19 protein-coding genes are annotated in these 26229 nt (G+C 70.7%); 11 read left to right on the forward strand and 8 right to left on the reverse strand.

Annotation, left to right across the window (positions count from 1 at the left end; translation table 11 throughout):
* Nucleotides 1-15: 15 nt before the first annotated feature.
* The 5 genes from ACWEF6_RS15615 to ACWEF6_RS15635 are packed head-to-tail and all read left to right on the forward strand — an operon-like array spanning nucleotide 16 to nucleotide 5459.
* On the forward strand, nucleotides 16-1401 hold the full coding sequence (locus tag ACWEF6_RS15615) for an FAD-binding oxidoreductase (RefSeq protein ID WP_449683575.1): 1386 nt from the start codon (nucleotides 16-18) through the stop codon (nucleotides 1399-1401).
* Nucleotides 1398-2960, forward strand: a complete 1563-nt coding sequence (locus ACWEF6_RS15620) for an acetolactate synthase large subunit (RefSeq protein WP_449683538.1) — start codon at nucleotides 1398-1400, stop codon at nucleotides 2958-2960. The genes ACWEF6_RS15615 and ACWEF6_RS15620 overlap by 4 nt, the downstream gene beginning before the upstream one ends.
* Nucleotides 2961-3003: 43 nt before the next feature.
* Nucleotides 3004-3807: an SAM-dependent methyltransferase gene (locus tag ACWEF6_RS15625; protein ID WP_449683539.1), complete on the forward strand. Its 804-nt coding sequence runs from the start codon at nucleotides 3004-3006 to the stop codon at nucleotides 3805-3807.
* On the forward strand, nucleotides 3807-4610 hold the full coding sequence (locus tag ACWEF6_RS15630; RefSeq protein WP_449683540.1) for an SAM-dependent methyltransferase: 804 nt from the start codon (nucleotides 3807-3809) through the stop codon (nucleotides 4608-4610). The genes ACWEF6_RS15625 and ACWEF6_RS15630 overlap by 1 nt, the downstream gene beginning before the upstream one ends.
* A 42-nt stretch (nucleotides 4611-4652) precedes the next feature.
* Nucleotides 4653-5459 carry an SAM-dependent methyltransferase gene (locus tag ACWEF6_RS15635; protein WP_449683541.1) on the forward strand — a complete coding sequence of 269 codons (807 nt, stop codon included), beginning with the start codon at nucleotides 4653-4655 and terminating at the stop codon, nucleotides 5457-5459.
* Here the strand turns inward: ACWEF6_RS15635 and ACWEF6_RS15640 are convergent.
* Both ACWEF6_RS15640 and ACWEF6_RS15645 read right to left on the reverse strand, forming a co-directional pair.
* Entirely contained in the window at nucleotides 5456-6859 is a 1404-nt protein-coding gene (locus ACWEF6_RS15640; RefSeq protein ID WP_449683542.1) for an MFS transporter, read from the reverse strand. The two genes, ACWEF6_RS15635 and ACWEF6_RS15640, sit on opposite strands and share 4 nt — an antisense overlap.
* Before the next feature lie 86 nt (nucleotides 6860-6945).
* A complete protein-coding gene (locus ACWEF6_RS15645; protein WP_449683576.1) occupies nucleotides 6946-7413 on the reverse strand; it encodes a DUF3761 domain-containing protein in 468 nt (155 codons plus the stop codon).
* Between the two features lie 92 nt (nucleotides 7414-7505).
* Between ACWEF6_RS15645 and ACWEF6_RS15650 the strand changes: the two genes are divergently transcribed.
* From ACWEF6_RS15650 to ACWEF6_RS15660, 3 genes are all read left to right on the forward strand, one after another.
* Nucleotides 7506-8573, forward strand: a complete 1068-nt coding sequence (locus tag ACWEF6_RS15650; protein WP_449683543.1) for a sensor histidine kinase — start codon at nucleotides 7506-7508, stop codon at nucleotides 8571-8573.
* 7 nt (nucleotides 8574-8580) lie between these two features.
* On the forward strand, nucleotides 8581-9246 hold the full coding sequence (locus ACWEF6_RS15655) for a response regulator (protein WP_449683544.1): 666 nt from the start codon (nucleotides 8581-8583) through the stop codon (nucleotides 9244-9246).
* Nucleotides 9247-9360: 114 nt separating this feature from the next.
* Complete coding sequence (locus tag ACWEF6_RS15660) at nucleotides 9361-11406, forward strand: MMPL family transporter (RefSeq protein ID WP_449683545.1); 2046 nt, start codon at nucleotides 9361-9363, stop codon at nucleotides 11404-11406.
* On the opposite strand, the gene ACWEF6_RS15665 is transcribed toward ACWEF6_RS15660, so the two are convergent.
* The 3 genes from ACWEF6_RS15665 to ACWEF6_RS15675 all read right to left on the reverse strand — a co-directional run bounded on the left by ACWEF6_RS15665 (nucleotide 11403) and on the right by ACWEF6_RS15675 (nucleotide 15691).
* Nucleotides 11403-12080: a hypothetical protein gene (locus tag ACWEF6_RS15665; protein ID WP_449683546.1), complete on the reverse strand. Its 678-nt coding sequence runs from the start codon at nucleotides 12078-12080 to the stop codon at nucleotides 11403-11405. The two genes, ACWEF6_RS15660 and ACWEF6_RS15665, sit on opposite strands and share 4 nt — an antisense overlap.
* A gap of 219 nt (nucleotides 12081-12299) precedes the next feature.
* Nucleotides 12300-14471 (reverse strand): 3-hydroxyacyl-CoA dehydrogenase NAD-binding domain-containing protein, encoded by a 2172-nt coding sequence (locus ACWEF6_RS15670; RefSeq protein WP_449683547.1) that lies wholly within the window; start codon nucleotides 14469-14471, stop codon nucleotides 12300-12302.
* Nucleotides 14472-14479: 8 nt separating this feature from the next.
* On the reverse strand, nucleotides 14480-15691 hold the full coding sequence (locus ACWEF6_RS15675) for an acetyl-CoA C-acetyltransferase (protein WP_449683548.1): 1212 nt from the start codon (nucleotides 15689-15691) through the stop codon (nucleotides 14480-14482).
* Between the two features lie 150 nt (nucleotides 15692-15841).
* On the opposite strand from ACWEF6_RS15675, the gene ACWEF6_RS15680 reads away from it, so the two are divergent.
* From ACWEF6_RS15680 to ACWEF6_RS15690, 3 genes are all read left to right on the forward strand, one after another.
* Nucleotides 15842-17020, forward strand: coding sequence for a TetR/AcrR family transcriptional regulator (locus ACWEF6_RS15680; RefSeq protein WP_449683549.1), 1179 nt, complete (start codon nucleotides 15842-15844; stop codon nucleotides 17018-17020).
* A 169-nt stretch (nucleotides 17021-17189) separates the two neighbouring features.
* Nucleotides 17190-17384, forward strand: coding sequence for a hypothetical protein (locus tag ACWEF6_RS15685; RefSeq protein ID WP_449683550.1), 195 nt, complete (start codon nucleotides 17190-17192; stop codon nucleotides 17382-17384).
* A 22-nt stretch (nucleotides 17385-17406) separates the two neighbouring features.
* Nucleotides 17407-19200, forward strand: a complete 1794-nt coding sequence (locus tag ACWEF6_RS15690; protein WP_449683551.1) for an HEXXH motif domain-containing protein — start codon at nucleotides 17407-17409, stop codon at nucleotides 19198-19200.
* Nucleotides 19201-19205: 5 nt separating this feature from the next.
* Here the strand turns inward: ACWEF6_RS15690 and fxsT are convergent, their stop codons facing one another.
* From fxsT to ACWEF6_RS15705, 3 genes are read right to left on the reverse strand one after another with little or no spacing between them, the layout of a single operon-like run.
* Nucleotides 19206-23501: an FxSxx-COOH system tetratricopeptide repeat protein gene (fxsT, locus tag ACWEF6_RS15695; protein ID WP_449683552.1), complete on the reverse strand. Its 4296-nt coding sequence runs from the start codon at nucleotides 23499-23501 to the stop codon at nucleotides 19206-19208.
* Nucleotide 23502: 1 nt separating this feature from the next.
* Nucleotides 23503-24561, reverse strand: coding sequence for an AAA family ATPase (locus ACWEF6_RS15700; protein ID WP_449683553.1), 1059 nt, complete (start codon nucleotides 24559-24561; stop codon nucleotides 23503-23505).
* Complete coding sequence (locus ACWEF6_RS15705; protein ID WP_449683554.1) at nucleotides 24539-26071, reverse strand: VMAP-C domain-containing protein; 1533 nt, start codon at nucleotides 26069-26071, stop codon at nucleotides 24539-24541. Before ACWEF6_RS15705 ends, ACWEF6_RS15700 begins: the two co-directional genes overlap by 23 nt.
* Nucleotides 26072-26229 lie beyond the last annotated feature (158 nt).

Below are 26229 nucleotides of genomic sequence, written 5' to 3' on the forward strand. Positions count from 1 at the left end.
GAGGAGAAACTGCCGATGGGCGACGTGGCGGCACGCCTGGCCGAGATCGTCGGGGACGGAAACCTGCTGACGGGCGAGGCGATCTCGGAGGACTACGCGCACGACGAAGCGCTGACGGCGGAACCGCAGAAGCCTGCGTACGTCGCGAAGCCGGCAACGGCAGAAGAAGTCGCGGAGCTGCTGAAAGCCGCTTCGGAACACAACGTCCCCGTGACGGCCCGCGGCTCCGGCAGCGGGCTGTCCGGGGCGGCCCGGCCGCAGGCGGACGGGCTGCTGATCTCCTTCGAGCGGATGAACGCCGTCCTCGAAGTCGACACCGGGAACCACGTCGCCGTCGTCCAGCCCGGCGTCACCCTCGCCGAACTCGACGCCAAGACCGCCGAAGCCGGGCTCGGCTACACCGTCTACCCCGGTGAGCTCAGCGCGAGCGTCGGCGGGAACGTCGGCACCAACGCCGGCGGGATGCGCGCGGTCAAGTACGGCGTCACCCGCAACAACGTGCTCGGCCTGCAGGCCGTGCTGCCGACCGGCGAGATCATCCGGACCGGCGGCAAGACGTCGAAGATTTCCACCGGCTACGACCTCACGCAGCTGATCATCGGCTCCGAGGGCACGCTCGCGCTGGCCACCGAGATCACCGTCAAGCTGCACCCGCGGCTGGCCCACGGCGCCACCGTGCTCGCCCCCTTCGGCGACTTCGGCCAGGTCATGGCCGCCGTGCCGGAGGTCCTCTCCAGCGGCCTTGCGCCGCACATCCTCGAGTACATCGACAACCTGACGATGGCGGCGATCGTCTACAACGAGAAGCTCGAACTGGGTGTGCCGGACGAGATCCGCGAGACCAGCGAGGCGTACCTCGTGGTGGCGCTGGAAAATCGTGAGACCGGGCGCCTCGGGGAAGACGTCGAAACCGTCGGCGAGCTGCTGAGCGAGCTGGGTGCCACCGACGTCTACGTCCTCGAAGGCAACGCCGCCCGCAAGCTCATCGAAGCCCGGGAGAAGGCGTTCTGGACCGCGAAGGCGGCCGGCGCCGACGACGTGATCGACGTTGTCGTGCCGCGCACCGCGATGCCGCAGTTCATCTCGAAGGCGCGTGAACTGGCGATGGCCGCCGGCGGCGGCGCGCTCGGCTGCGGGCACGCCGGCGACGGCAACGTCCACCTCGGCATCTTCTGCAAGGACGACGCCAAGCGGAAGCAGCTGCTCACCGACGTCTTCGCCTACGCCATGGAACTCGGCGGCGCGATCTCCGGCGAGCACGGCCTCGGCCGCACCAAGGCGCACTACCACTCCGAACTCGAAGACCCGGCGAAGATCGAGCTGATGCGCCGGATCAAGCAGAGCTTCGACCCCGCCGGGATCCTCAACCCCGGCGTTCTCTTCCCCGAAGGAAAAGCATGAGCGAGCTGAACGGCGCCCAGTCCCTGATCCGCACGCTGGTCGACGCCGGCGTCGAGGTGTGCTTCGCGAACCCGGGCACGTCGGAGATGCACTTCGTCGCCGCGCTCGACTCCGTCCCCGAGATGCGGGGCGTGCTCGCCCTGTTCGAAGGCGTCGTCACCGGCGCGGCCGACGGGTACGCGCGGATCGCGGGCAAGCCCGCCGCGACGCTGCTGCACCTGGGCCCCGGCCTGGGCAACGGCCTGGCGAACCTGCACAACGCGCGGCGCGCGCACACGCCGGTCGTCAACGTCGTCGGCGACCACGCGACCTACCACAAGCAGTACGACGCGCCCCTGGAGTCGGACATCGAGGCCGTCGCGGGCTCGCTGGAAGGCTGGGTGCGCCGCTCGGAGCACACCAAGGACGTCGGTGCGGACGCCGCCGCCGCGGTCGCCGCCGCGCAGGACGCGCCCGGCCGGGTCGCCACGCTGATCCTGCCCGCGGACGCTTCGTGGGGCGAGGGCGGCGAGACCTGCGCGCCGATCCCGCCGCGCGTGCCGCAGGCCGTCGACGCGACGACCGTCAAGGACGTCGCCGCGGTCTTCGGCACCGGTGAGCCGGTGGCCCTGCTCGTCGGCGGCGGCGCGTGCCGCGAGGAAGGCCTGCGCGCCGCCAGCCGCATCGGCGCCGCGACCGGCGCCAAGGTGTTCGTCGAGACGTTCCCGGCGCGGCTGGAGCGCGGCGCCGGGCTGCCCGCGATCGAGCGGCTCGGCTACCTCGCCGAGCAGGTCGCCTACCAGCTCGACGGGATCAAGCACGTCGTCGTCGCGGGCACGAAGGCGCCGGTGTCGTTCTTCGCCTACCCGGGCAAGGCCAGCGACCTGGTGCCCGAAGGCGCCCAGGTGCACACGCTGGCGTCGGTCGGGCAGGACGTCACGCGCGCGCTGAACGAGGTCGCCGAGCTGGTCGCCGCGGACACCGAGCCCGTGCTGGCGCCGGAATCGCGGCCGGCGCTGCCCAGCGGGCCGCTGACCCCGCAGAACTGGGTCGAGGTGATCGGGGCGCTGCTGCCGGAGAACGCGATCATCGCCGACGAGGCCAACACCTCCGGCCTGATGCTGCCGATGGCGACGGCGGGCGCGCCGCGGCACGACGTCCTCACGCTGACCGGCGGCGCGATCGGCTACGGCATGCCGGTGGCCACCGGCGCGGCCGTCGCGGCGCCGGACCGGCCGGTGCTGAACCTGCAGTCCGACGGAAGTGCGCTGTACACGATTTCGGCGCTGTGGACGCAGGCCCGGGAGAACCTGAACGTCACGACGGTGCTGCTCAACAACCGCGCGTACGCGATCCTGCGGCTGGAGCTGCAGCGCGTCGGCGCGGCTTCGGGCGGCCCGAAGGCGAACGACCTGCTCGATCTTTCCCGGCCGGACATGGACTTCGTGAAGATCGCGGAGGGCATGGGCGTGCCCGCGTCCCGGGCGACCACGGCCGAAGAGCTCGCCGAACAGCTCCAGCGCGCCTTCGCCGAGCCCGGCCCGCACCTCATCGACGCCGCGGTGCCGCCACTGCTGTGAACCGGACTATTCTCCCGTCACACCTTCGACCCGGGAGCGGCGGATGAGCGACGACGAACACGCGAAGCGGGGCATCGACCTCGAAAGACCGAACGCCGCGCGCGTGTACGACTACATGATCGGCGGCAAGCTCAACTACGCCGTCGACCGGATGTTCGCCGACCGCGTCCTGGGCGTGCTGCCGAACGCGCAGCACATGGCGCTGACCAACCGGGCCTGGCTGCGCCGCGCCGTGCGGTTCGGCGCCGAGCAGGGCATCCGGCAGTTCCTGGACATCGGTTCGGGGATGCCGACGGTCGGGCACGTGCACGAGGTCGTCCAGGCGATCGACCCGAAGTCGCGGGTGGTGTACGTCGACAACGAGCCGATCGCCGTCGCGCACAGCGAGATCGTGCTGGAGGGCAACGAGAACGCCGCCATGGTGCAGGCCGACGCCGAGCGTCCGGACGAGGTGCTGGAGCACCCGGTCACCGAGGAGCTGCTGGACTTCGGCGAGCCGGTGATGGTGATCATGGCGGCGTTCGTGCACTTCATCCCCGACTCGCGGGACCCCGCCGGGCTGATCGGCACCTACCGCGACGTCCTCGCGCCGGGCAGCTACCTCGCGCTGTCGTCGGGCACCTGGGAAGGACAGGGCGAGGAGACTCAGCGCTCGGTCGCGCTGTACGAGAAGAGCGGCACGCCGCTGACCCTGCGGTCACCCGACGAACTGCGGGCGCTGGTGACGGGCTTCGAAGTCCTGCCGCCGGGGATCGTCTTCACGCCGGAATGGCGTCCGGACGGCCCGCTCGAAGACCCGCCGGAGCAGTCGGGCGGCCTCGCGCTGGTGGGCCGCAAGGAGCGGTGATGGCCGGCGACCGTGCGCCGCGCGGCATCGACGTCGACAAGCCGAACGCGGCGCGCGTGTACGACTACCTGATCGGCGGCAAGCTCAACTACGCGATCGACCGGGAGTTCGCCGAGCGGATCCTCCAGGTGCGGCCGGAGGCCAGGGAACTGGCCGTGCTCAACCGCCGGTGGCTGCGCCGCGTAGTGCGTTTCGGCGCTTCGCAGGGGATCCGCCAGTTCCTGGACGTCGGTTCGGGCACGCCGACGGTCGGGCACGTGCACGAGGTCGCGCAGTCGATCGACCCGGCGTCCCGGGTGGTGTACGTCGACAACGAGCCGATCGCCGTCGCGCACAGCGAGATCGTCCTGCAGGACAACGACAACGCGGAGATGGTGCAGGCGGACGCGGAGCGCCCGGCCGACGTCCTCGGGCACCCGGCGACCGAGCAGCTGCTGGACTTCACCGAGCCGGTGATGCTGATCATGGCGGCGTTCATCCACTTCGTCCCGGACTCGCGGGATCCGGCGGGGCTGATCGCGGCCTACCGGGACGCGCTCGCGCCGGGGAGCTACCTGGCGCTGTCGTCGGGCACGTTCGAAGGGCAGGGCGAGGAGGTCCGCCGCGCGGCGGAGCTGTACCAGCAGAGCGTCACGGACGTCTTCGCGCGGTCGCGGGAGGAGCTGCGCGCCTTGGTCGGCGGCTTCGAGATCGTGCCGCCGGGGATCGTGTTCACGCCGGAGTGGCGGCCGGACGACCCCGCCGAGGTCGGCGAGCACCCGGAGCAGGCCAGTCAGCTGGCCCTGGTGGCCCGCCGGAACTGAGCGGCTATTCTCGCGGCACACCTGACTTCCGGGGAGCGGCGGATGAGCGAAGACGAGTACGCGCGGCGGGGCATCGACCTCGACAAGCCCAACGCCGCGCGCGTGTACGACTACATCCTCGGCGGGCAGCTCAACTACGCCGTCGACCGGATGTTCGCCGAGCAGGTGCTGGCCGCGCAGCCGAACGCGCGTGAGCGGGCCCGGCTCAACCGGCAGTGGCTGCGCCGGGCCATCCGGTTCGGGATGGACCAGGGCATCCGGCAGTTCCTCGACATCGGTTCGGGGATGCCGACGGTCGGGCACGTGCACGAAGTCGCCCAGGCCGTCGACGCCGGCGCGCGCGTCGTCTACGTCGACAACGAGCCGGTCGCCGTCGCGCACAGCGAGATCGTGCTGGAGGACAACGACAACGCGGCCATGGTGCACGCCGACGCCGAGTTCCCCGACGACGTCCTCGAGCACGACATCACCGAGATGATGCTCGACCTGGACCAGCCGGTGATGGTCGTGATGGCGCTGTTCGTGCACTTCATCCCGGACGAGCGCAACCCGGCCGGGCTGATCGCCGCCTACCGCGACGCGCTCGCGCCCGGCAGCTACCTCGCGCTGTCGTCCGCCACCTACGAGCAGCAGAGCGACGACACGGCCCGTGCGGTCGCGATGTACCAGAAGAGCGCGAACCCGGTGACCCCGCGCTCGGCCGACGAGCTCCAGGCGCTGGTCGACGGCTTCGAGATCGTCGACCCGGGCATCGTGTTCATCCCCGAGTGGCGGCCGGACAACCCCGCGGAAATGCCGCCCGACCCCGCGGAATGCGGCGGCCTGGCCCTGGTGGCCCGCAAGAACTAGACGGCGACGAGCTCCGGCGCGGTCCGCGTCCGCGGGACCAGCGCCGCGAGCAGCGCCCCCGCCAGCGCGGCGAACGCGGCCACCGCGAACGTCGCGCGGAAGCCGAACAGCGACGGCACCGGCAGCCCGCCGACGGTGATGGTCAGCTGGGCCAGCATCGCCGCCATCACCGCGCTGGAGACGGCCGTGCCGACGCCGCGCATCAGGGAGTTCAGGCCGTTCGCCGACGCCGTTTCGGTGATCGGCACCGAACCCATGATCAGCGCGGGCATCGCCGCGTACGCGATGCCGACGCCGGCCCCGATGATCACCGACGCCGTGATCAGCTCGGCGGCGTTGTCCATGAGCACGATCGCGAACGCGTACCCGGCGGCGATCACCAGCGAGCCGCTGATCAGCGTCGGGCGCGGGCCGAACCGGGCGATGAGCCGTGCGGAAACCGGCGAGAGCAGCATCATCACCAGGCCGTTCGGGGCCAGCGTGAGGCCGGACTCGACCAGCGTCTGGCCCAGCCCGTAGCCGGTCGACGCCGGCGCCTGCAGCAGCTGCGGGAACGACAACGCCATGGCATACAGGGCGAAGCCGACCATGATCGACGCGAGGTTCGTGAACAGCACCGGGCGGCGCGCGGACACCCGCAGGTCGACCAGCGGATCGCGGCGGCGCAGCTGGTAGACGCCCCAGCCGAGCAGGACGACGACGGCGGCCGCGGCCAGCCCGAGCGTCCGAGCGCTGGTCCAGCCCCAGGTCCCGCCCTTGACCACCGGCAGCAGCAGGCAGAGCAGCCCGGCGGCCAGGCCGAAGGCGCCGAAGTAGTCGAACGGCGCGGGCGTCCGCACCGGCGACTCGGGGACCACGGTGAGGATCAGCAGCGCGCAGGCCAGCCCGAGCCCGGCGGCGGTCCAGAAGAGCACGTGCCAGTCGGCGTTCTCGGCCACCACGGCCGCGACCGGCAGCCCGATGGCGCCGCCGACCCCGAGCGTCGCGCTCATCAGCGAGATCGCGCCACCGACGCGTTCGGGCGGCAGTTCGTCGCGCATGATGCTGATGCCGAGCGGGATCACGCCCATCGCGCAGCCCTGCAGCCCGCGGCCGAGGATCTGGAAGGCGAGCGCGCTGGTCGTCGCGGACACGACCGAGCCGGCGATGAGCAGCCCGAGACTGACGAGGATCATCCGCCGTTTGCCGTAGAGGTCCCCGAGCCGCCCGCTGACGGGGGTGACGACGGACGCGGCCAGCAGCGTCACGGTGACCACCCAGGACGCGTCGGCCGGGGACGCGTGCAGCAGCCGCGGGAAGACCGGGATCAGCGGCACGACCAGCGTCTGCATGAAGGAGGCAACGAGCCCGCACGAGGCGAGCACCACGACGATCGCCCGGCCGGAACGGGACACCACCACACCCCCAGTGTGTGTTTAGTACGCGTCATGCAACTTCATGCACTGTACCTACGGGGTGACGGGTTTCCGTACGAGTGGCGGTTTCGTCACAGCCAGGTGCGGACGCCTCCGTGGCCGGAGCAGGTGCCCGAGCGGTGCTGGCTGTAGCTGTAGGTGCCGTCCTTGCAGAGGGCCGTGGCGCCGGCCGGGTTGTCACTGGGCCGGTGGACGCAGTTGCCGTCCGAGTTCCGGTAGTAGTCGGCACCGCACTCGGCCGGCTTCGGCGCGGCCTGCGCGGTGGTCCTCGGGGCGGTGGTCCGCGGCGTGGTCGCCTTCGGAGCGGTCACCTTGGGCGCGACCGTCTTCGGCGCCTCCGGGGTCGTGGTGACCACCGGCGCTTCGGACGTCGTCGGCACCGACGTCGACGTCTCGGTCGGCGCCGAGTACGTCGGGATCGAATACGCCGACGTGGTGGGGGCGACCACCCCGAGGTTCCCGGCGTCCTTGGGCGGCACGGCACCGGCCCCACACCCCGCGACCAGCACACCCGCGACCAGCACCGCACCGAACTTCATCCGCATGCCGACTCCCTTAGCACCACGAAGCAATGCCGCAGGAGTCGATCGAACGCGCCCGGTTGTTACGCCGGTTCTCCTAAACTCGCCGTATGTCCTGGTTACGGCGGTACGCGGCCGAGCTCGCGGTCATCATCGCGGTGCTCGTCGGCTCGCTGTTCGCCGTGCTCAACGACGGGGCCAAGCCCGCGCACCACGCCGCCGTCGGCTGGGTGCTCACCGTCCTCGCCTGTGCCGCCCTCTTCTTCCGGCGCCGCTTCCCCCTGACCGTCGCCACGGTCACGCTCGGCTGCTGCGCCCTCTACTACCCGCTCACCGATCCCGACGGTCTCGTCCTGCTCGCCTTCGCCTACGCGCTCTACAACGCCGCCGCGGCCGGGCGGATCCGCGGGGCCGCGCTGCTCGTCGTCGCCGCGATGGCCGGGGTCGCCGCCGGGGAGATCGGCTCGCGGACCGGGCGGCACGTCGACAACTTCGCCTTCTTCCTGATGACCGGCTGGTTCGTCGCCCTGGTCGCCGGCGGGGCCGTCGCGCACTACCGCGCCGAAGCCGAGCGCACCAAGGAGGCCGAGGCCCGGGCCCGCGCCACCGACGAACGCCTGCGCATCGCCCGCGAGCTGCACGACGTCCTCGGCCACCACCTCGCGCTGATCAACGTCCAGGCCGGCGCCGCGCTGCACCGCCGTGAGCCCGGGCAGGCCGAGGAAGCGCTCGGCGCCATCAAGGACGCCAGCAAGACCGCGCTCCAGGAGTTGCGCGCGACGCTCGGCATGCTCCGCCGGACCGGCGGCCCGAGCCTCCAGCGGGTCGCCGAGCTGGCCGAATCGGTCGGCGCCTCCGGGCTGACCGTGCGCACCGAGATCGACGGCGTCGCCCGTGACCTGCCCCCGGACGTCGAGCACGCCGCGTTCCGGGTGGTCCAGGAGGCGCTGACGAACGTCGCCAAGCACGCCGGCGCGAAGACCGTCGTCGTCCGGCTCGGCTACGGCGCCGACGAGCTGTCCGTTCAGGTCGACGACGACGGCCGCGGCGGCGCGGCGCCGGCGGGCAACGGCATCCGCGGGATGGCCGAACGCGCGCGGGCCCTCGGCGGCGAGCTGACCGCGGCGCCGCGCGAAGACGGCGGTTACCGCGTGCGCGCCCGGCTGCCGGTGCGATGATGGGCCGATGATCCGGGTCCTGCTCGTCGACGACCAGCGGCTCGTCCGCGCCGGCTTCCGGTCCATTTTGGATGGCGAGGACGACATCTCCGTCGTGGCCGAGGCCGCGGACGGGCGCGAGGCGCTGCAGGCCGCGCACGACCACCACCCCGACGTCGTCCTGATGGACATCCGGATGCCGGTGCTCGACGGCCTCGCCGCCACCCGGCACCTCCTCGAAGACCCCGGCGTGCCGGCCAAGGTCGTCATCCTCACGACGTTCGACCTCGACGAAGACGTCTACGGCGCACTGCGGGCGGGCGCGAGCGGGTTCCTGGTGAAGGACACCGAGCCCGAGGAGCTGATCCACGCCGTGCGCGTGGTCGCCCGCGGCGACGCGCTGCTGGCGCCGTCGATCACCCGGCGGCTGATCGCGGAGTTCGCCGCGCGCGGCACCCGCCCGGCGCCGTCCCCGGCGCTCGACCGGCTCACCGACCGCGAGCGCGAGGTGCTGTCCCTGGTCGCGGCCGGGCTGTCGAACGACGACATCGCGCGCGAGCTCACGCTGAGCCCGGCGACGGCGAAAACGCACGTCAGCCGCATCATGACCAAGACCGGCATGCACGATCGCGCGCAGCTGGTCGTCCTCGCCTACGAGTCCGGCGCGGTGACGCCGCGGTGGCTGGCGCCCTGACCCGTACTCCCCCAGGTGTACGGGACCGGCCTTAGGGGACACCGCCGGGAGCACGCGAAGTGTCCTCCGCTGCGCGACGCGCGGTAGGGCCCCGCTCGCGAATCCTTGTCCACCATGGACACCATCACTCGTACCTCCGGGGGCGGCCTGGCGCGGCTGGCCGGCTGGGCGCAACGCCACCGGTGGCTCGCCGTCGCGCTCTGGGCGCTGGTCCTCATCGGCGTCACGTTCACCTCGCAACTGGCCGGCAGCGCGTTCCACGACGACAACTCGTTGCCCGGCACCGAATCCCAGCAGGTCGTGGACCTGCTCAAGAACTCCGCGCAGTCCGGCGCGAACGCGCAGATCGTGCTGAAAGCCGACAATGGCCTCGCCGCCGACCGGGCGCCGATCGACGCCATGCTCGGCCAAGTCCGGTCCCTGCCGCACGTGCGCTCGGTCACCGACACGACGCTCTCTCCCGACGGACGGATCGGTTACGCCACCGTCACTTTCGACGCGGCGTCGACCGATCTCCCCTACGACGACATCGTGCAGTTCGCCGACACCGCCAAGCGGGCCGGGCCGGTCGAGGTGGCGCTCGCCGGGGACCCGATCGAGCGGATCTCCGAGAGCGGCGGTCCCGCGGAGGGCGTCGGCTTGCTCGCCGCGCTGGTCATCCTCGTGTTCCTGTTCCGCTCGCTGCTGGCGGCCGGGCTGCCGGTCATCACGGCGGTGTTCGCGGTCGGCAGCACGCTGGGCGTGATCACGGTCGTCTCGCACTTCGTCGACATCGCGAGCTACACCTCGCCGCTGATGATGCTGGTCGGATTCGGCGTCGGCGTCGACTACGCGCTGCTGATCTTTTCCCGCTACCGCACGGAAATCCTCGCCGGCCACGACCGCGATTCGGCCGCCCGGCGGGCCCTCGACACGGCAGGCCGCTCGGTCTTGTTCGCCGGGACGACGGTGATCATCGCCCTGCTCGGCCTCCTCGCGCTCGGGCTCGGCGGGCTGCGCGGGGTCGCGCTGTCCGTGGCGCTGACGGTCCTGATGACGATGCTCGCGTCGGTGACGCTCCTGCCCGCGCTGCTGTCGCTGTTCGGCAAGCGGCTCGAGCGAGGGATCCGCCGGCACGCTCTTCGGAAGGAGCACGGCAAGGCGTGGCGACGGCTCGCCGACGGTGTCCAACGCCGTCCGCTGGCGCCGCTCGCCCTGGGGCTGATCGTCCTTATCGGACTGTCCATTCCGGCCGCCGGCCTGCGGCTCGGGTTCGCCGACGCGAGCACCGACCCGGCCGGTTCCACCACGCGCAAGGCCTACGACCTGCTGGCCGAAGGCTTCGGCCCGGGCTTCACCGGCCCGCTCGCGATCGTCACCGAAGACGGCGACACCGTTGCGCTGCAAAGGAAACTCACGTCGAATCCGGGCATCGCCCAGGTCCTGCCGCCGATGGGCCGGACGGTTCTGGTGTTCCCGACGACGTCACCGCAGGACGAAGCCACCGCCGATCTGGTGACGCGGCTGCGGACGGACGTCCTCCCGACGCTGCCGGGCCACTACCTCGTCGGCGGTTCGGTCGCGGCGGCGACGGACTTCGCGGACGCCGTCGCGGACCGGCTGCCACTGTTCGTGCTGGTCGTCGTCGGGTTGTCGGCGTTGCTGCTGATGGTGGTGTTCCGTTCGGTGCTGATCCCGCTCAAAGCGGCGCTGCTGAACCTGCTGAGCATCGGCGCTTCGCTCGGCGTGATGACGCTGGTGTTCGGCGACGGCTGGTTCGGCGCGCAGCCGGGCCCGATCGAGGCGTTCGTCCCGGTGATGATCTTCGCGATCGTCTTCGGGCTGTCGATGGACTACGAGGTGTTCCTGGTGTCCCGGATGCACGAGGAGTGGCGCCGCACGGGCAATGCACAGTCGGCGGTGCGCGAAGGCCTGGCGTCGACGGGAGCGGTGATCACCGCGGCGGGCGCGATCATGGTCCTGGTGTTCGGAGCGTTCCTGCTCGACCCGTCCCGCATGCTGGCCCAGTTCGGCCTCGGCTTGGCGGTCGCGGTCCTGCTGGACGCACTGGTGATCCGCTGCTTGGTCGTCCCCGCGATCATGCGCCTGCTCGGGGCCCGCGCGTGGTGGCTGCCCCGGTGGCTGGATCGCCGGCTGCCGCACTTCGCGCTGGAGCCCTAGCCGAGGATCAGGAGCGCGGCCAGCACGATGGCCGCGACCACGATTACCGCCGCGGCCAGCCACCAGAATCGCCGGGCCGCGGCGGATCGGCGCTTTTTCACCGGGTAGGGATCTTCCGGGCGCGAGATCCAAGCGTGCTGCGAAATCCGCTTGATGCGCACCTTGCGAAAAGTGGGTGCGGCCGCAACCCTGCTCGGCCGCACCACCTCATCGAAGATGTAATCCGAAGTTATCATGACAAGCACACCATTGAACCCGGCGAGTGCGCTTTTCACCGCTTGATCATCGATCAGGCGTGCAGTCCTGCTGATCGCCGGCGAGGTCCACTTGCCCGGCCCGCCGGCGATCTCACCAGCGTTCAACGCCATCCGCAGCCGCATCTGGGCTTGTTTTTCGTTTTGGGCGTTGTGCACCCGGATCTCTTTGGCAAAGCATTGTGGAAATCGCTCGACAAGTGGCGACTTCGAAAATCGCGCAGGCACGAGAATGAGGTAGCCGTCACCGTTGATTTCGTGTTGCAAATCGTCCCATGGCATACCGGAATCGGCGAAGGCCGCCACCAATGCCTCGTGAAGGCCTTTTTTCAGCGCGTCGAGGTCATCCCTCGTCCTTTCGACCGAGCTGTACCCTTCGACGTCGAGCATAACGATGGTGTTATGAACGGGATCTGCCATCCGGCTGAGTCTCCCTCGCGCTTATGAGAAGAGAAGCAACCGGGATGCTACTCCGCACCGGTAGCGGCCCCGAACGGGCGATAGATCATGCCCGGCCAGCACCGGGGGACGGTCACTTCGGCACGCCGGTGCCAATGCTCGGCACCGAGAGCGACGACAGCAGTCCGAACGCGACCGAAGGGACCCTCCTCGGTCGAGGAGAGCCCCTTCGGGCACCGCTTATTCGTAGATCTCGCCCTTGGCGGCCTTCTCCACCAGCGAGGCCGGCGGCTCGAAGTGGTCGCCGTACCGGGCGGCCAGCTCACGCGCCCGGTCGACGAAGCCCTGCAGGCCACCCTCGTACTGGTTGATGTACTGGATGACGCCACCGGTCCACGCCGGGAAGCCGATGCCGAAGATCGAGCCGATGTTGGCGTCCGCGACCGACGTCAGCACGCCCTCGTCGAAGCACTTCACCGTTTCCAGGGCCTCGGCGAAGAGCATCCGCTCCTTGAGGTCCTCGAACGGCACCTGCGCCGTGCCCGACTTGAACGCGTCCCGCAGCCCCGGCCACAAGCCGGTCCGCTTGCCGTCTTCCCCATAGGAGTAGAAGCCCGCGCCGGTCGAGCGGCCCTTGCGGTCGAACTCCTCGACCATCCGGTCGATCACGGTCTCCGACGCGTGCGCCTTCCACACGCCACCGGCCGCCTCGACGGCCTCGCGGGTCTCCTTGCGGATCTTGCGCGGCAGGGTCAGCGTCAGCTCGTCCATCAGCTGCAGCGGCGGCGCCGGGTAGCCGGCCTGCGAACCCGCCTGCTCGATCGACGCCGGCTCGACGCCCTCGCCCAGCGCGGCGACGGCCTCGTTGATGAACGTGCCGATCACGCGCGAGGTGAAGAAGCCGCGGCTGTCGTTGACGACGATCGGGGTCTTCTTGATCTGGAGCGTGTAGTCGAACACCTTGGCCAGCGTGGCCGGCGACGTCTTCTCGCCGCAGATGATCTCGACCAGCGGCATCTTGTCCACCGGCGAGAAGAAGTGGATCCCGATGAAGTCCTCGGTGCGCTGCACGCCCTCGGCGAGGGTGGTGATCGGCAGCGTCGAGGTGTTCGAGCCCAGGACGGCGTCGGCGTTGACGATGCTCTCGATCTCGCCGAACACCTTGTGCTTCAGCTCGACGCTCTCGAACACGGCCTCGATGACGAAGTCGACGCCCGCGAAGTCGGCCGGGTCGGCGGTCGGCTTGATCTTGGCCAGCAGCTCGTCCGACTTCTCCTGCGTGGTCTTGCCGCGCGAGAGGGCCTTCTGCTCCAGCTTCTCCGCGTAGCCCTTGCCCTTCTCGGCCGCCTCCTGCGAGACGTCCTTGAGGACGACGTCGATGCCCGCCTTCGCCGACACGTACGCGATCGCCGCGCCCATCATGCCCGCGCCGAGGACGCCGACCTTTTTGGCCGTGTACTTCTCGAAGCCGTCCGGCCGCGAGCCACCCGAGTTGATGGTCTGCAGGTCGAAGAAGAACGCCTTCGTCATGTTCTTCGAGACCTGGCCGGTGGCGAGGTGGATGAAGTAGCGCGTCTCGATCTGGATCGCGGTGTCGAAGTCGACCTGCGCGCCCTCGATCGCGGCGGCCAGGATCGCCCGCGGCGCCGGCATGTTCGCGCCCTTGATCTGCTTGCGCAGGTTCGCCGGGAACGCCGGCAGGTTGGCCGCGAAGCTCGGGTTCGACGGGGTGCCGCCCGGGATCTTGTAGCCCTTGACGTCCCACGGCTGCACGCCGCCCTCGGGGTTCGCCTTGATCCACGCCTTCGCGGCGGGGACGAGCTCCTCGACCGAGCCGACGAGCTCGTGCACCAGGCCCAGCTCGAGGGCCTTGGCCGGACGGTGCCGCTGGCCCTGGAGCAGGACGTTCAGCAGCGCGCTCTGGATGCCGAGCAGGCGCACGGTGCGCACGACGCCACCGCCGCCGGGCAACAGGCCCAGCGTCACCTCGGGCAGGCCGATCTGGCTGCCCTTGACGTCGGCGGCGATGCGGTGGTGCGTCGCCAGCGCGATCTCCAGGCCGCCGCCGAGCGCGGCGCCGTTGATCGCCGCGACGACCGGCTTGCCGAGCTGCTCGATGCGGCGCATCTGCCCCTTCATCAGGGTGCTGCCCTCGGTCAGCTCGACCGCGTGCTCGGGCTTGGCCTGGATGAGGTCGTTGAGGTCGCCGCCGGCGAAGAACGTCTTCTTGGCGGACGTGAGGACCACACCGGTGATGTTGTCCTTCTCCGCTTCGAGGCGGTCGACCGTGACACCGAGCGACTCGCGGAAGTCGGCGTTCATCGTGTTCGCCGACTGGTTCGGGTCGTCCAGGGTCAGGGTGACGATGCCGTCTTCGTCCTGTTCCCAGCGGATGGTCTTGCTCTCGGCCATTGGAGTCCTCACACCCGCTCGATGATGGTCGCGACGCCCATGCCGCCGCCGATGCACAGGGTCACCAGGGCGCGGCGCGCCTGGCGGCGTTCCAGCTCGTCGACCACGGTGCCGACCAGCATCGCGCCGGTGGCGCCGAGCGGGTGGCCCATGGCGATCGCGCCGCCGTTGACGTTGACCTTCTCCTCGTCGAGGTGCAGGTCCTTGATCCACTTGAGCACGACGGACGCGAACGCCTCGTTGAGCTCCCACAGGTCGATGTCCTCGGGCTTGAGGCCCGCGGCCTTCAGCACCTTCTCGGTGGCCGGGGTCGGCCCGGTCAGCATGATCGTCGGCTCGGAGCCGATCGACGCGGTGGCCACGATCCGGGCGCGTGGGGTCAGCCCGAAGGTCTTGCCGACCTGCTCGGAGCCGACGAGCACCAGCGCGGCGCCGTCGACGATGCCGGAGGAGTTGCCGCCGGTGTGGACGTGGTTGATGCGCTCGACCGAGTGGTACTTCTGCAGCGCGACGGCGTCGAAGCCGCCCAGCTCGCCGATGCCGGCGAAGGCGGGCTTGAGCTTGCCGAGGCCCTCGACGGTGGAGCCGGGGCGGCGGTGCTCGTCGTGGTCGAGGACGGTGACGCCGTTGATGTCCTTGACCGGTACGACGGACTTGGCGAAGTAGCCGCCGGACCAGGCGGCCTCGGCGCGGTCCTGCGAGCGGACGGCCCAGCGGTCGACGTCCTCGCGGGAGAAGCCCTCGATGGTCGCGATCAGGTCGGCACCGGTGCCCTGCGGGACGATGTAGTTGTCGTAGGCGGTGGCCGGGTCCATGAACAGCGCGCCGCCGTCGGAGCCCATCGGCACGCGCGACATCGACTCGACACCGCCGGCGATGATCAGGTTGTCCCAGCCGGAGCGCACCTTTTGCGCGGCGGTGTTGGTGGCCTCGAGGCCGGAGGCGCAGAAGCGGTTGAGCTGCACGCCGGCGACGGTCTCGGGCAGGCCCGCGTTGAGGGCGGCGGTGCGCGCGATGACGGCGCCCTGCTCCCCGACGGGCGAGACGACGCCGAGCACGATGTCGTCGATCGCCTGCGGGTCGAGGTTCGGGTGGCGGACCTTGAGTTCGTTGATCAGGCCGACCACCAGGTCGACCGGCTTGGTGCCGTGCAGGGCACCGCCCTTGTTCTTGCCGCGAGGCGTGCGGATCGCCTCGTAGATGTAGGCCTCGCTACTCACTGAACAACTCCTCGCGAGCGATGTCGGACGTCGTCGTACCGTGACCGATGATACCGGCCAGTAGGGCTAATGGCCATTAACATATCGCCGGATTACCCCTTGGTGTCAATGGGTTGCAGGTGTGCCGTTAGGCGCTATCGTTCACTCACCATGACCGACTCAGTGCGTAGTGCGCGCCCCCGCGACCGCAAGGCCCAGCTGGCCGCGGTGGCGGCGGAGCTGTTCCGCGCCCGAGGCTTCCCCGGAGTCGGCATAAAGGACATAGCGGACGCGGCAGGGTTAACGGGGCCGGCGTTGTACCGCCACTTCGCGGACAAGCAGGCAATCCTGGCGTACGTGGTCCTGAGCGGCTTCGAGGACATGGAGGCGGCGACGGCGGAGGCCCTGTCGGACTCGGTTCCCCCGGCTGACCAGCTCCGTTCCCTCCTCGACCGCCTCGCCGGCCAGGCGGTCGAGCGGCGCGAGATCGCGGCCCTGTGGCGCTGGGAGGGCCGTCACCTGCCGAAGGAGGACCAGCGCGAGATCGCCCGCCGATCAGCGCTGGCCCTGGCGGCGTGGTCGAAGGCCCTCCAGGCCCGGCGTCCGGACCTGCCGGCCGAGGACGCTGAGCTTCTCTGCTGGGCGGCCCTGTCGGTGTTCGGCAGCGTGTCCGTCCACCACACGTCGGTGGCACGTCGCCGCTTCGCCGCGTTGTTGGTCGAGCTGGCCTTGGGTGTGCTGAACACCACACTCCCCGAGCCGTCGTCTCCCCCTCCTGCGGCAGCATCGAGCCTGGGCAAGCCCTCCCGCCGCGAGCAGGTGCTGGCGGAGGCAACGGCCCTGTTCGCCCAGAGAGGCTTCCACGACGTGAGCATGGAGGACATCGGAGCAGCGGCGGGCATAGCGGGCCCCAGCGTGTACCGCCACTTCCCCAGCAAAGCGGCATTGATGGTGGCCATCGGCCACCGAGCGGCGGACAGACTGGCCTTGGCGGCAGAGCTGGCGCTGCAGACGTCGGACGAGCGTTCGGCCCTGCGCCGCCTGGCGGCTTCGTATGTGCACACGATCTTGCACACGCCGGAGCTGCTGGTCTCGTTCTCGGCGGACCGGGTGACGATGCCGGACCGGGACAAGGTGGACCTGCTTCGGGTGCAGCGGGACTACGTGGCGCAGTGGGTGACGCTGCTGTCGGCGGTGCGGCCGGAGCTCCCGCCGCGGGAAGCGAAGATCACGGTCCACGCGGCGTTGACCATCGCGAACGACCTGGCCCGGACACGCCGGGTGGCGTCGAGACCGAACTTCGAGCCGGAGCTGACGACGCTGCTGCACAAGGTCCTCGGCGTCGTTTGATCGGCCGACCCGGTCGACGAGGCGTACGATGGATCCCACAGCCAGGATCGAGACCCGACGTGTTCTCAACACGCCGGGCATCAATCATGCCTTCGCGCCCGCTCCGGTGTTACTTTTCGCGCTTCCGATTGACGCGTGGGTTCCGGGCAAGGAGAAGTGAAGCACCGTTATGCGATCGCCGGCTTTCGGCGAGCGGCTGGGGATCAAATCCGAGCTCCTCGATCTCAGCGCCGTCTCCCTCTCCGAACTGCGGAAACTCGACACCCCGGCGCTCAGCCGTTCGATTCGTCACGCCGTGACTCGTGTCGCGCACATCCCGGTCACCGCGAGCGGCAGCAGCGGCGGCGCCAAACGCGTCGACTGAATCCACTTCGAAGGGCCGTTCCGTGCGCACCGTGGACCACCTGGCGTCCGAGTCCGATCTGCACTCGATCAGCTGGGACACCTTCGACCAGCTGGCCGTCGGGGGTGGTGGCGTGGATGCGGTGGAACTGTTGCGCAGCGCGGATCGCAGCCGCCGGCTGCTCCTGCTGCTCCGGCTCGTCGAGTCGGCTCGAACCGACGACCGGCTGACCGGCCCGCTCGATCCGGCCGAACGGGCCTGGGACCTGCTGGTGCGGGCCGAGCAGGCCGATCCGGACGCCCTGGAGCGAGTCCTCGCGCATCCCTACACCGGGAGCTGGGCGGGATACACGACGCGGCTGCTCGAGCAGGGGCTGACCGGTGAGTGCCCGCTGTGGGTCCACTACGGCTACTTCCACACCCTCGCCGCCGCCGCGGCCATCCATGCGAACCTGGAATTTTCCCTCCGCGTCCCCGTCTGGGACAACGTCGTCGTACTGCCGACACTGGGCGCCGGACGGCTCGACGAAGGCGGCGGCTTCACGACGGCCGAAGTGCGGGGCGCGGCCGGTTCGTTCACGATCACCGGCGACCGCTCACAGGTCACGCCCGGCTCGGCGGCCTGGAGCAGGCTGCGGGAATTCCGGTTCGAAGCCGACGGCCGGGTCCTCGCCCTCCGGCTCGAGGACCTGGATCCCCATCGCGGTCTGTACCACCCGATCCCGCCCGACCGGCTGACCGACGCCGGCCTGGCGCACTGGCAGAACCAGCTCGGCGAGGCCTGGCAGCTGCTCGTCGAGCACCTGCCCGAGTACGCGGCCATCCTGCCCACGGGCCTGACGTCGATCGTGCCCGAGCCGGCCGTCCCGTTCCGGCTCCCCAGCGCATCGACGGGGGAAGCCTTCGGGAGCGCGGTGATCGCCGAACCCGGGACCGGCGGTCCGGCCACGCTGGCCGCCGCCCTCGTGCACGAGTTCCAGCACATCCGGCTGGGTGGCTTGCTGCAGCTCGTGCCGCTGCACGACGACGACCGCACCGAACGGCTCTACGCCCCGTGGCGGGAAGACCCGCGGCCGCTCGGTGGTCTGGTGCACGGGGTCTACGCGTTCTTCGGCGTCACCGCTTTCTGGCGGGCGCTGACGCGGGCACGTCCCGGCGATCGGCTGGCTGCCTTCGAGTTCGCCCACTGGCGCACCGTGACCTGGCGGACGCTGCAGGCCATCCGGGACGAGGCTGCGCTGACCGAAGCGGGACAGCAGTTCCTCACCGGACTCGCCGCCGTCTTCGAGCCGTGGCAAGCCGAACCGTGCACGCGCGAAGCGGTGCACTGGGCGGCAGTCCTGGCCGCGGACCACCACGCCGGCTGGCGGCTGCGCCACCTCCGCCCCGAGCCGGAAACCGTCTCGGCTCTCGTTGAGGCTTGGCGACAGCACGGCCCGTGCCCGCCGGTATCCCCGGCGACCCGGCTCGACACCGTGTCCGACGGCGAGTGGACGAACGCTCGTGCGGACCTGATCCGCGTTCGCTTCGCCGATGACGGTGACGCCGAGCTGGCGCAAGTGTGGTCGCAGGTGCGGGGAGCGCTCGACGGCGATCACCGGTTGCTCACCGGACGAGCCGGCGAAGCCGGCTCGTCTTACGAGGCCGCGCTTGCGGAAAACCCGGAGCACGCCGAAGCGCTGGTCGGCCTGGGTCTCGCCCTGCCCGCAGGGCACGCAGCCCGCGCCCTGCTCGGCGTACCGGAGGTGGTGCGTGCCGTGCACCGGGAGCTGCGCCGCACGAGCGCCGCACCGGCGGTCGTCGATTTGGCCGGCTGGATCGGCGAAGCACTGCGCTGACGTCGTCACAACGGCATCGGATCGATATCGCACTCCGCCCGCACCGCCTTCGCCGCGGCCGCGACAGCGGGGTGACCGCGCCGGAACACCCTGTCGGCCACGGCCAGAACGTCCTGGTGCTGGCTGACCGCCTCCCGGACGCGGCCGAGCCGTTCCAGGTCGAGAGCCCGGTTGAGCCGGGCCGCCAGCGTGATCGGATGGCTTTCGGACAGCGCCCGGCGCAGCCGCGCCAGTGTCTCGGTGTTCATCCGGAGGGAGCGCGGCACGTCGTCGAGGGCGAACCAGTCGTTCGCCGTGTTGATCGAGCAGGCGAGAACGTGCGGGTGGGCCGGGCCCAGCCGATCACGCAAGCCGGCCAGGGCGCGCTCGTCCCGGTGCAGCGCGCTCGCGGGATCACCGAGCATCCGCAGGGTCACCCCGATGTTGGCTTCGGCGGCCAGCGTGTGGGGATGCCGATCACCCAAGCCGGTCCGGTAGAGCGACAGCGCCTGCTCACCCAGCTCCAGTGATGCCGGCAGGTCGCCGGCGTTGCGCTGGTCGATCGAATGGGCGAGCACGCAGGCCATCGCGCTGGGGTGGCCCGACCCGTATTTGAGCCGGAACCGCTTCAGCGCACTGCCCGACAGTTCGAGCGCGGCCTCGTGGTAGCCGTCTTTGCGCTGTGCCACGGCGAGGTGGTAGTCGCGGCGGATGACGCCGTCGGTTTCCAGGCCGAACAAACCACGCACCCGCTCGACGACCCGCTGCTGCTCGATGCGCGCCCACGAATAGTCACCGAGCTCCCGGCGGCAGATGATCATGATGTTCAGGGTCATGATGGTTTCCCAGTTGTCGTACCCGAGCACCTCCGACCGGCGTTCGTAGGTGTCCTCGCCGAGCCCGCGAGCCGATTGGTAGTCACCCGCCAGCAGCAGCGAAACGACCAGGTCGTGGGCAGCGCGCAGCGCGGTCGGATCGTCGTCGCCGAAGAGGGAACGGACCTTCTCGTAGGTCCGCCGGTTGAGCTCGCGGGCCGCGTAGAAATCACCGCTGGCTTTCAACCCGACCGCCACCTGGACCTCGGCCCGCAAGGCCTGTTCGGAGTCCGGGCCCACGGTCCGCTGGTACAGCCACAAGGTCTGCCTGCTGATCGCCGAAGACTCTTCGTACTGGCCGAGCACCCAGAGCACGAACCCGAGCTGGACCGACGCGGACAGCGTCTGGGCGTCCTCGGCACCGTAACGATCCGTCCAGGCGGCGACGACTTCGCGGGCCAGTGCGACCGCACCCGCGTGGTCACCGGTGACGTACAAGAACTTCATCAGGTTGAGCAACAGCCGGCGGACCCACGGATCGTCGCAGCCGACGAGTTCGGCGTGCCGGAGGTGCGGCAGCACGATCTGGTACTGCGGCCATTGCCACGCCGTCTCGGGATCGTTCGGATCGAGGTTGGCGAGCAGGACGTGCGCGCCGTGGCGCATTTCCGCGCGCGTCCGGTCGGTCATCCGGGCGCGCAGCACCAGCTGCGCGAGCCGGTGCAGGAGCAGGGTTCCGCTGCGGTGGTCCAGCTTTCCCAGCCGGTACCGGTTGAGCTCCCGGAGTGCGTGGTCCAGCAGGACGGGGTCGCGCATCGCGGTGTCCAGTTCCGGGGCGATCGACACTCCCCGGACCCCGGTGAACAAGCTGCGGGAAATCGGTTCGGCGGCGAAGAAAGCGCACACCTGGAGCAGCTGGTGCGCGGCCGGGTTGCGCACGGCCAGCCCGTCGAAGGACACGTTCCAGGCCGCCGTCATGGCGATCTCGTAGCCGGATTGCAGCGGGGCGGTCGCGAGGATCTCGGCCACCTTCTCGTCCAGCAGCCGGGTGTACTCGGCCACCGGGATGCCGGCCTCGGCTCGCCAGGCCGCGGCCAGGGCCAAGGCGATCGGCAGGTCTCCCAGCTTCTCCGCCAGCGCGTCGGCATCGGCGGGGCTGACCGCAGGGTCCCGGCGGCGCAGGAGCTCGACGCTCTCCGCGCGAGCGAACCGGTCCACTTCGATGGACTCCGCCGGGAACGAGCCGGACGGGGCGTCCAGTGCGGTCACCACGATCCGGCCCGGGCCGCCGAGCGGGAGGAACGGGCGCAGGAGCTCGGGCCGGTCGGCCGCGTCGAAGACGAGGAGCCAGCGGCGGAACGGCTTGCCCGCGCGGAGCGCCGTCAGCACGGCGGGCACCGCGGTCAGCGTCTCCTCCGCGCCGGGGAGCCGCAACTGCCGGGCCAGCTCGGTCAACGACGCCCGGACCTGGGACTCCTGGGGTGCGCTCACCCACCAGACGAGATCGTGGTCGCGCAGCTGCCGGTAGATGTACTCGACCGCGAGCTGGGTCTTGCCGAGGCCGCCCGCTCCGTAGAGCACCGCACAACGGGTCGACCGCAGTGCGGCTCCGAGCCGGTCGAGCAACTCACCGCGGCCGACAAACTCGGGGTTGCGCGCCGGGACCGCGCCCCAGACCATCGGGGCGTCGGTGGTGATCTGCCGCACCCGGCGCCGGGAGGTGGCCGCTTCGTTCCGGACGGTCGCGACCAGTGCCTCGTCCGGGGTTCCCGTCCCCACCGTCACCGGCGGGAGCATCTCCTGGTGCGCCACGGCCGCCGCGGACTCCGCCTCCTCCTCCGCCGCGGCCAGTTCCCGCTCCCGCTCCTGCAGTCGCTCGGCGCGCCACGCGTACGGACCCGAGAGCGCCCGCATGACGACTCGCTCGAGAGAGACGTCCGCGGGCTCGTCCGGCAGGGCCACCCGTTCGGGATCGGCCAGTGCGTCGGTGATCCGGACCAGCACCGGGTGCCGTTCGCCGAACCGCCGGCCGGTCGCCACGACCACCTGCACCGTCTCCGCCCGCCGCGCGGCCGCGAGCAGGGCTTCGCGGACCGGGATCGGGAAAGCGAAGACGGCGTCCTCCTCGGCCGGGCGGCCGGCAGGCAGGCCGAGGAGCCCGCTGGTGAGCACCTCGGCGACGTGCGAACTGTCGGCCTCCGGGACGAATTCCGCTCGGACGAACCGCGCGATCGGCAGGTTGACCGGCACCGCGGCGAGCAATGTCGCCAAGCGGAACGCAGGCGGGGTCGCGGCACCGAGGAAGCGCCGGGCCCGTTCCTCGGCCGTCAGCGACGAGGCCGGCTCTTCGTCGTCCTCGCCTTCGGGCATCGGCTGGTCGCGCGCCAGCAGCACGGTGGCCGGCACCGCCTTGCCGACCGAACGGGCGATCAGGCCCACCCACCAGGTGAACCACCGGCCGTCCAGTTCGAGCACCGGGACGGGCACCGCACCGGCGATCGCCTTTTCGGGTTCCGCCATGGTCATCCAGGCATCCGGCAGGTCGAACCCGTAGCGGTTGTTGGGGCGGAAGGGACCGGGTGACGTCAACCGGGCTCGGTGCAGGGCGATCCCGCTCTTCCGCCACATGTGCTGGGGAAGCAGGTGGACGAGCGCGACCGGCATCCGGCGGCTCCACTGGGCGAGCAATGGCGAAACGAGGTCTTGCCGCCACGCTTCGGCGACGCCGTCGGTCAGCACGAGCATCAGCCGCCCGCCGTACCAGTCCAGGAGTTCGGCCACGCTGTGTTGGGGCGCGTCCGGCGTACCGCCGCGCAGCACTGGAGCGAGCGAGCCGTCCGTCGCCCGGGTTTCCGTTTCCAGGTAACGGATGCGGACCGTGCGGAACGCCCCGAGCTGCTGCACGAGTTTCAGGAAGGCCGTGACTTCGTGCTGCCACAACGCCATCGACACCCCGGCGTCCACGACCACCGTCAGGTCCAGGACGCGGGTCGTCGGCGTGGGCCGCAGCCACGGGAGCCACAGGCCGGTTTGTGCGGCTCGTTCGGCGGTCAGCTCCTCGTCCAGCTCGAGATCGTCTTCGCTCGACGACGGACGCAGCTGTTTCAACGGCCGCAGGGCCCGCAGGATGTCCGGCCCGCCCGGCATCGTCGGGGGCTTCCGGCCCCGGCCGTTGACCGGCTCGCCGTTGCCGGCGCTTTCGCGGGCGCCGCGCACGAAGCCTTCGGTCAGCGGACGACGCTGCCGCTCGCTGACCGGCTCGGACCGCGCGGCGGGCTGCCCGGGTTCGGGTTGCCCGGGCCCGGGCCGCGGCGGATCTGCCGCGGCCTTCGGGTCGGGCACGGGAGGCGGGAGCTCGGGTGGCCGATCGGGCGCTGGTGGGCGCGCCCGGGATTCCGGTTCCTCGGCCGGTCGCTCCGGCAGTCGTCCCAGTACCGCCGTCAGCCAGACCGCGTCGGCGACCTCCCGCCAGGACAGGGGCGCGTTGCCGGACACCTCTTCGGTCATGTCACGGCACCACTGAGTTCAGCTGACGCCACAGCGCGTCCACCAGTCGCGGCCAGGAGTCGCCTTCGTCGTGGTAGGCACCGGACGTCGCCAGGTAGACCGCTTCGAGGAGCTTGTCGACCGGCAGACCACCGTAGGCTTCGCTCCGGCTGACGAATTCCTCGATGATCCGCGACCGGTGCGTGTCAGCCGGGTCGAGTGCGTGCGCCGCCACCATGGCCGCCAGCTGTTCGATGTTCGGCTCCCGGATCTCCAGGCGCAGGCACCGCCGCAGGAACGCGGGTGGGAAGTCGCGGTCGCCGTTGCTGGTGATCACGACGAACGGGAACGCCGCGCACCGGACCCGCCCGTCCACCACCGTCGCCGTCGCGTCGGCGTCCGCGGTGAAGACCTCGACCTCCCGGGTCCGGCTGCGCATCCGCACCAGCTCCGGGATCGCGAACTCGCCGTCTTCGAACAAACTGAGCAGATCGTTCGGCAGATCGGCTTCGCTCTTGTCGAGTTCGTCGATCAGCAGCACCCGGGGCAGCCGCCGGGGCAGGAAGACCGTGCCGAGTTCGCCGAGCCGGAGGTAGTCCCCGATCGGCGGTTCCGGTTCGCCGTCCGGAACCGCGGCCGCCCGGGCACCGGCCGCTTGCGCCCGGCCGATCGCGTCGTAGTGGTACAGCCCGTTCTTGAGCGTGGTGTGGGAGGTGATCGGCCACCGGAGCACCCGGCCCAGTCCCAGCTCGCGCGCGACCCGGTAGGCGAGGCTCGACTTCCCGCTGCCCGGCCGTCCGGTGACCAGGAGGGGACGGCGCAGGTACAGGGCGGCGTTGACCATGTCGATCTCGTGCGTGTCGACGTGCCGGGCGGTCAGCCGGTGCTCGGAACCCAGCCGCCGGGCCGCTTCCCCTTCGTCCGGTGCCACCACGTCTTCGTCCGGCAACGGGCCCCCGTCGAACACGCGCCAAGGCGGGGCGGGTGGGAGCAGGTCGGCCAGTGAAGCGCCGTGAAGCGGCCGGCCGGTCCCGTGGTAGATCCACCAGCTCGGCCGCTCAGGACGCTTTTCCCCGTTCATCCGAAATCTCCCGTGTCGCGTTCGGCAGGTAAGGGCCTTCGTCCAGAAAGAGCAGTCTGCTCGGGTCGTCCCACAGGATCACCAAGTCGCGTGCGGCCTGGAAATCGGCCGAAAGCGTGTCTTTCGAGAACGCGGCGAGCCGGGAATCCCGCGTCCGGGCCGGCAGGTCGCCGAGCCCGGCACCGCCGCCGACGAGCCAGGCGACGGCTCCGCGGAGCAGGTCGGCGGGGGCATCGGGGTGCCACAGCACCACCGGGATGCCGGTCCGCAGCCCGGTCGCCAGCTCGTCCCCGCCCGGCCGCGGCCGCGCCGGCGGCGGTCCCGCCAGTACCATCACCAGCCACCGCCCGTCACTGAGAACGGCGTCGAGCCGGCGGTGCTCGGCGCCCTCGCGCGGCGGGCAGAAGTACACCCGCTCGGCGGACGGGTTGCCGAGCATCGCCGCCCAGCGGATCCGCCACGCCCGGTGCCACTGCCGCGAGAACATCCGCTCCAGCGAACGGATGACGATCGGGTAGTCGAGGAACAACGGCCGGGGGTCCCCGGTTTCGTGTTCCTTGCACCACCGGTGCACCGGCAGGTTCACCAGTTCCCGCGGCAGGACGAATTCCAGCGCCACTTCTTCCGGGTATTCCGACCACGCGCGTTCGGCGTCGACGATCAACCGGTCGACGTGGTGCTCGAGGTCCGTGCCGCGGATGGTGGTCATCCCGCCCCGGGCCGGCGGCCATTCGTGCGGATCTTCCTGCCGCCAGTGGGAGACCACGTGCCGGTCGGGGTCGATGCCGTCCAGCTCGACCATGATCACCAGGTGCAGCCGCAACCCGTCGCCACCGCGGGGTTCCTCTTCGGCACGCAGTTCGCGCAACCGGGCCTCGCCCTGCACCCGCCGGGCCTGCCAGGTGTTCCACTCCCGCAACTCGTCGCCGAGTGCCCGGGCGCACCGGGCGGCGACGAACTCGACGAAGGCGAGGGCAGGCGGCAACCCGTGTGCGGGCGTGTTGAGCTCGGTCAGCAGGCAGAACGCCTCCCACGCGTCGCCCGGTTCGCCTGCCGGGCCCGCGGCCCAGCCCGCGGCCCGCCGGACGAGCACACCCAGCGCCGGCGGGGTGAACCCGGTCAGCACGGAACGCAACCAAGGCAACTCGGAGTCCGGCAGCAGGTCGTGCATGCGCGGTTCGTGCACGAGCCGGTGCAGCAGCTCGGATTCCGGGCAGTTCGGCCGCAGCATGCGGACGGCGTGGTCGAGGGCGAGCAGTCCCCCTTCCGCCTTGGCGCAGGCGTTCACGACGTCGATCAGCTGGTCCCGCCCGGTGGCGTGATCGGACAGTGTCAACGGGAAGCCGAGGTTGTCGTGGATGAGGCCCACCAGCAGCGACCGGCTCGACCGATCGCCCGCCAAGCCCATCCCGGCGAGGACGTTGACGATCGCTTCCCGGACCGCCACGCGGACCGCCGACGGGAAGTGCAGCTCGCGGTCCGCACCGTGGGTTCGTTCTCCGGCCGACACGTGACGAACCACCTCCCCGCCCGCAAGCCCAGGAGTCGTGATTTTACCCACCGAATCCCGCAGTCGTAGTGGGCAAAACGTGGACATGCGTTGGCAGAAAACCGGCACGCAGCGCTGTGATCGGCGGCGGAACCACCGGCGAGCGGGCCGGAAAGACC

The organism is Amycolatopsis sp. NPDC004772, from assembly GCF_053601215.1.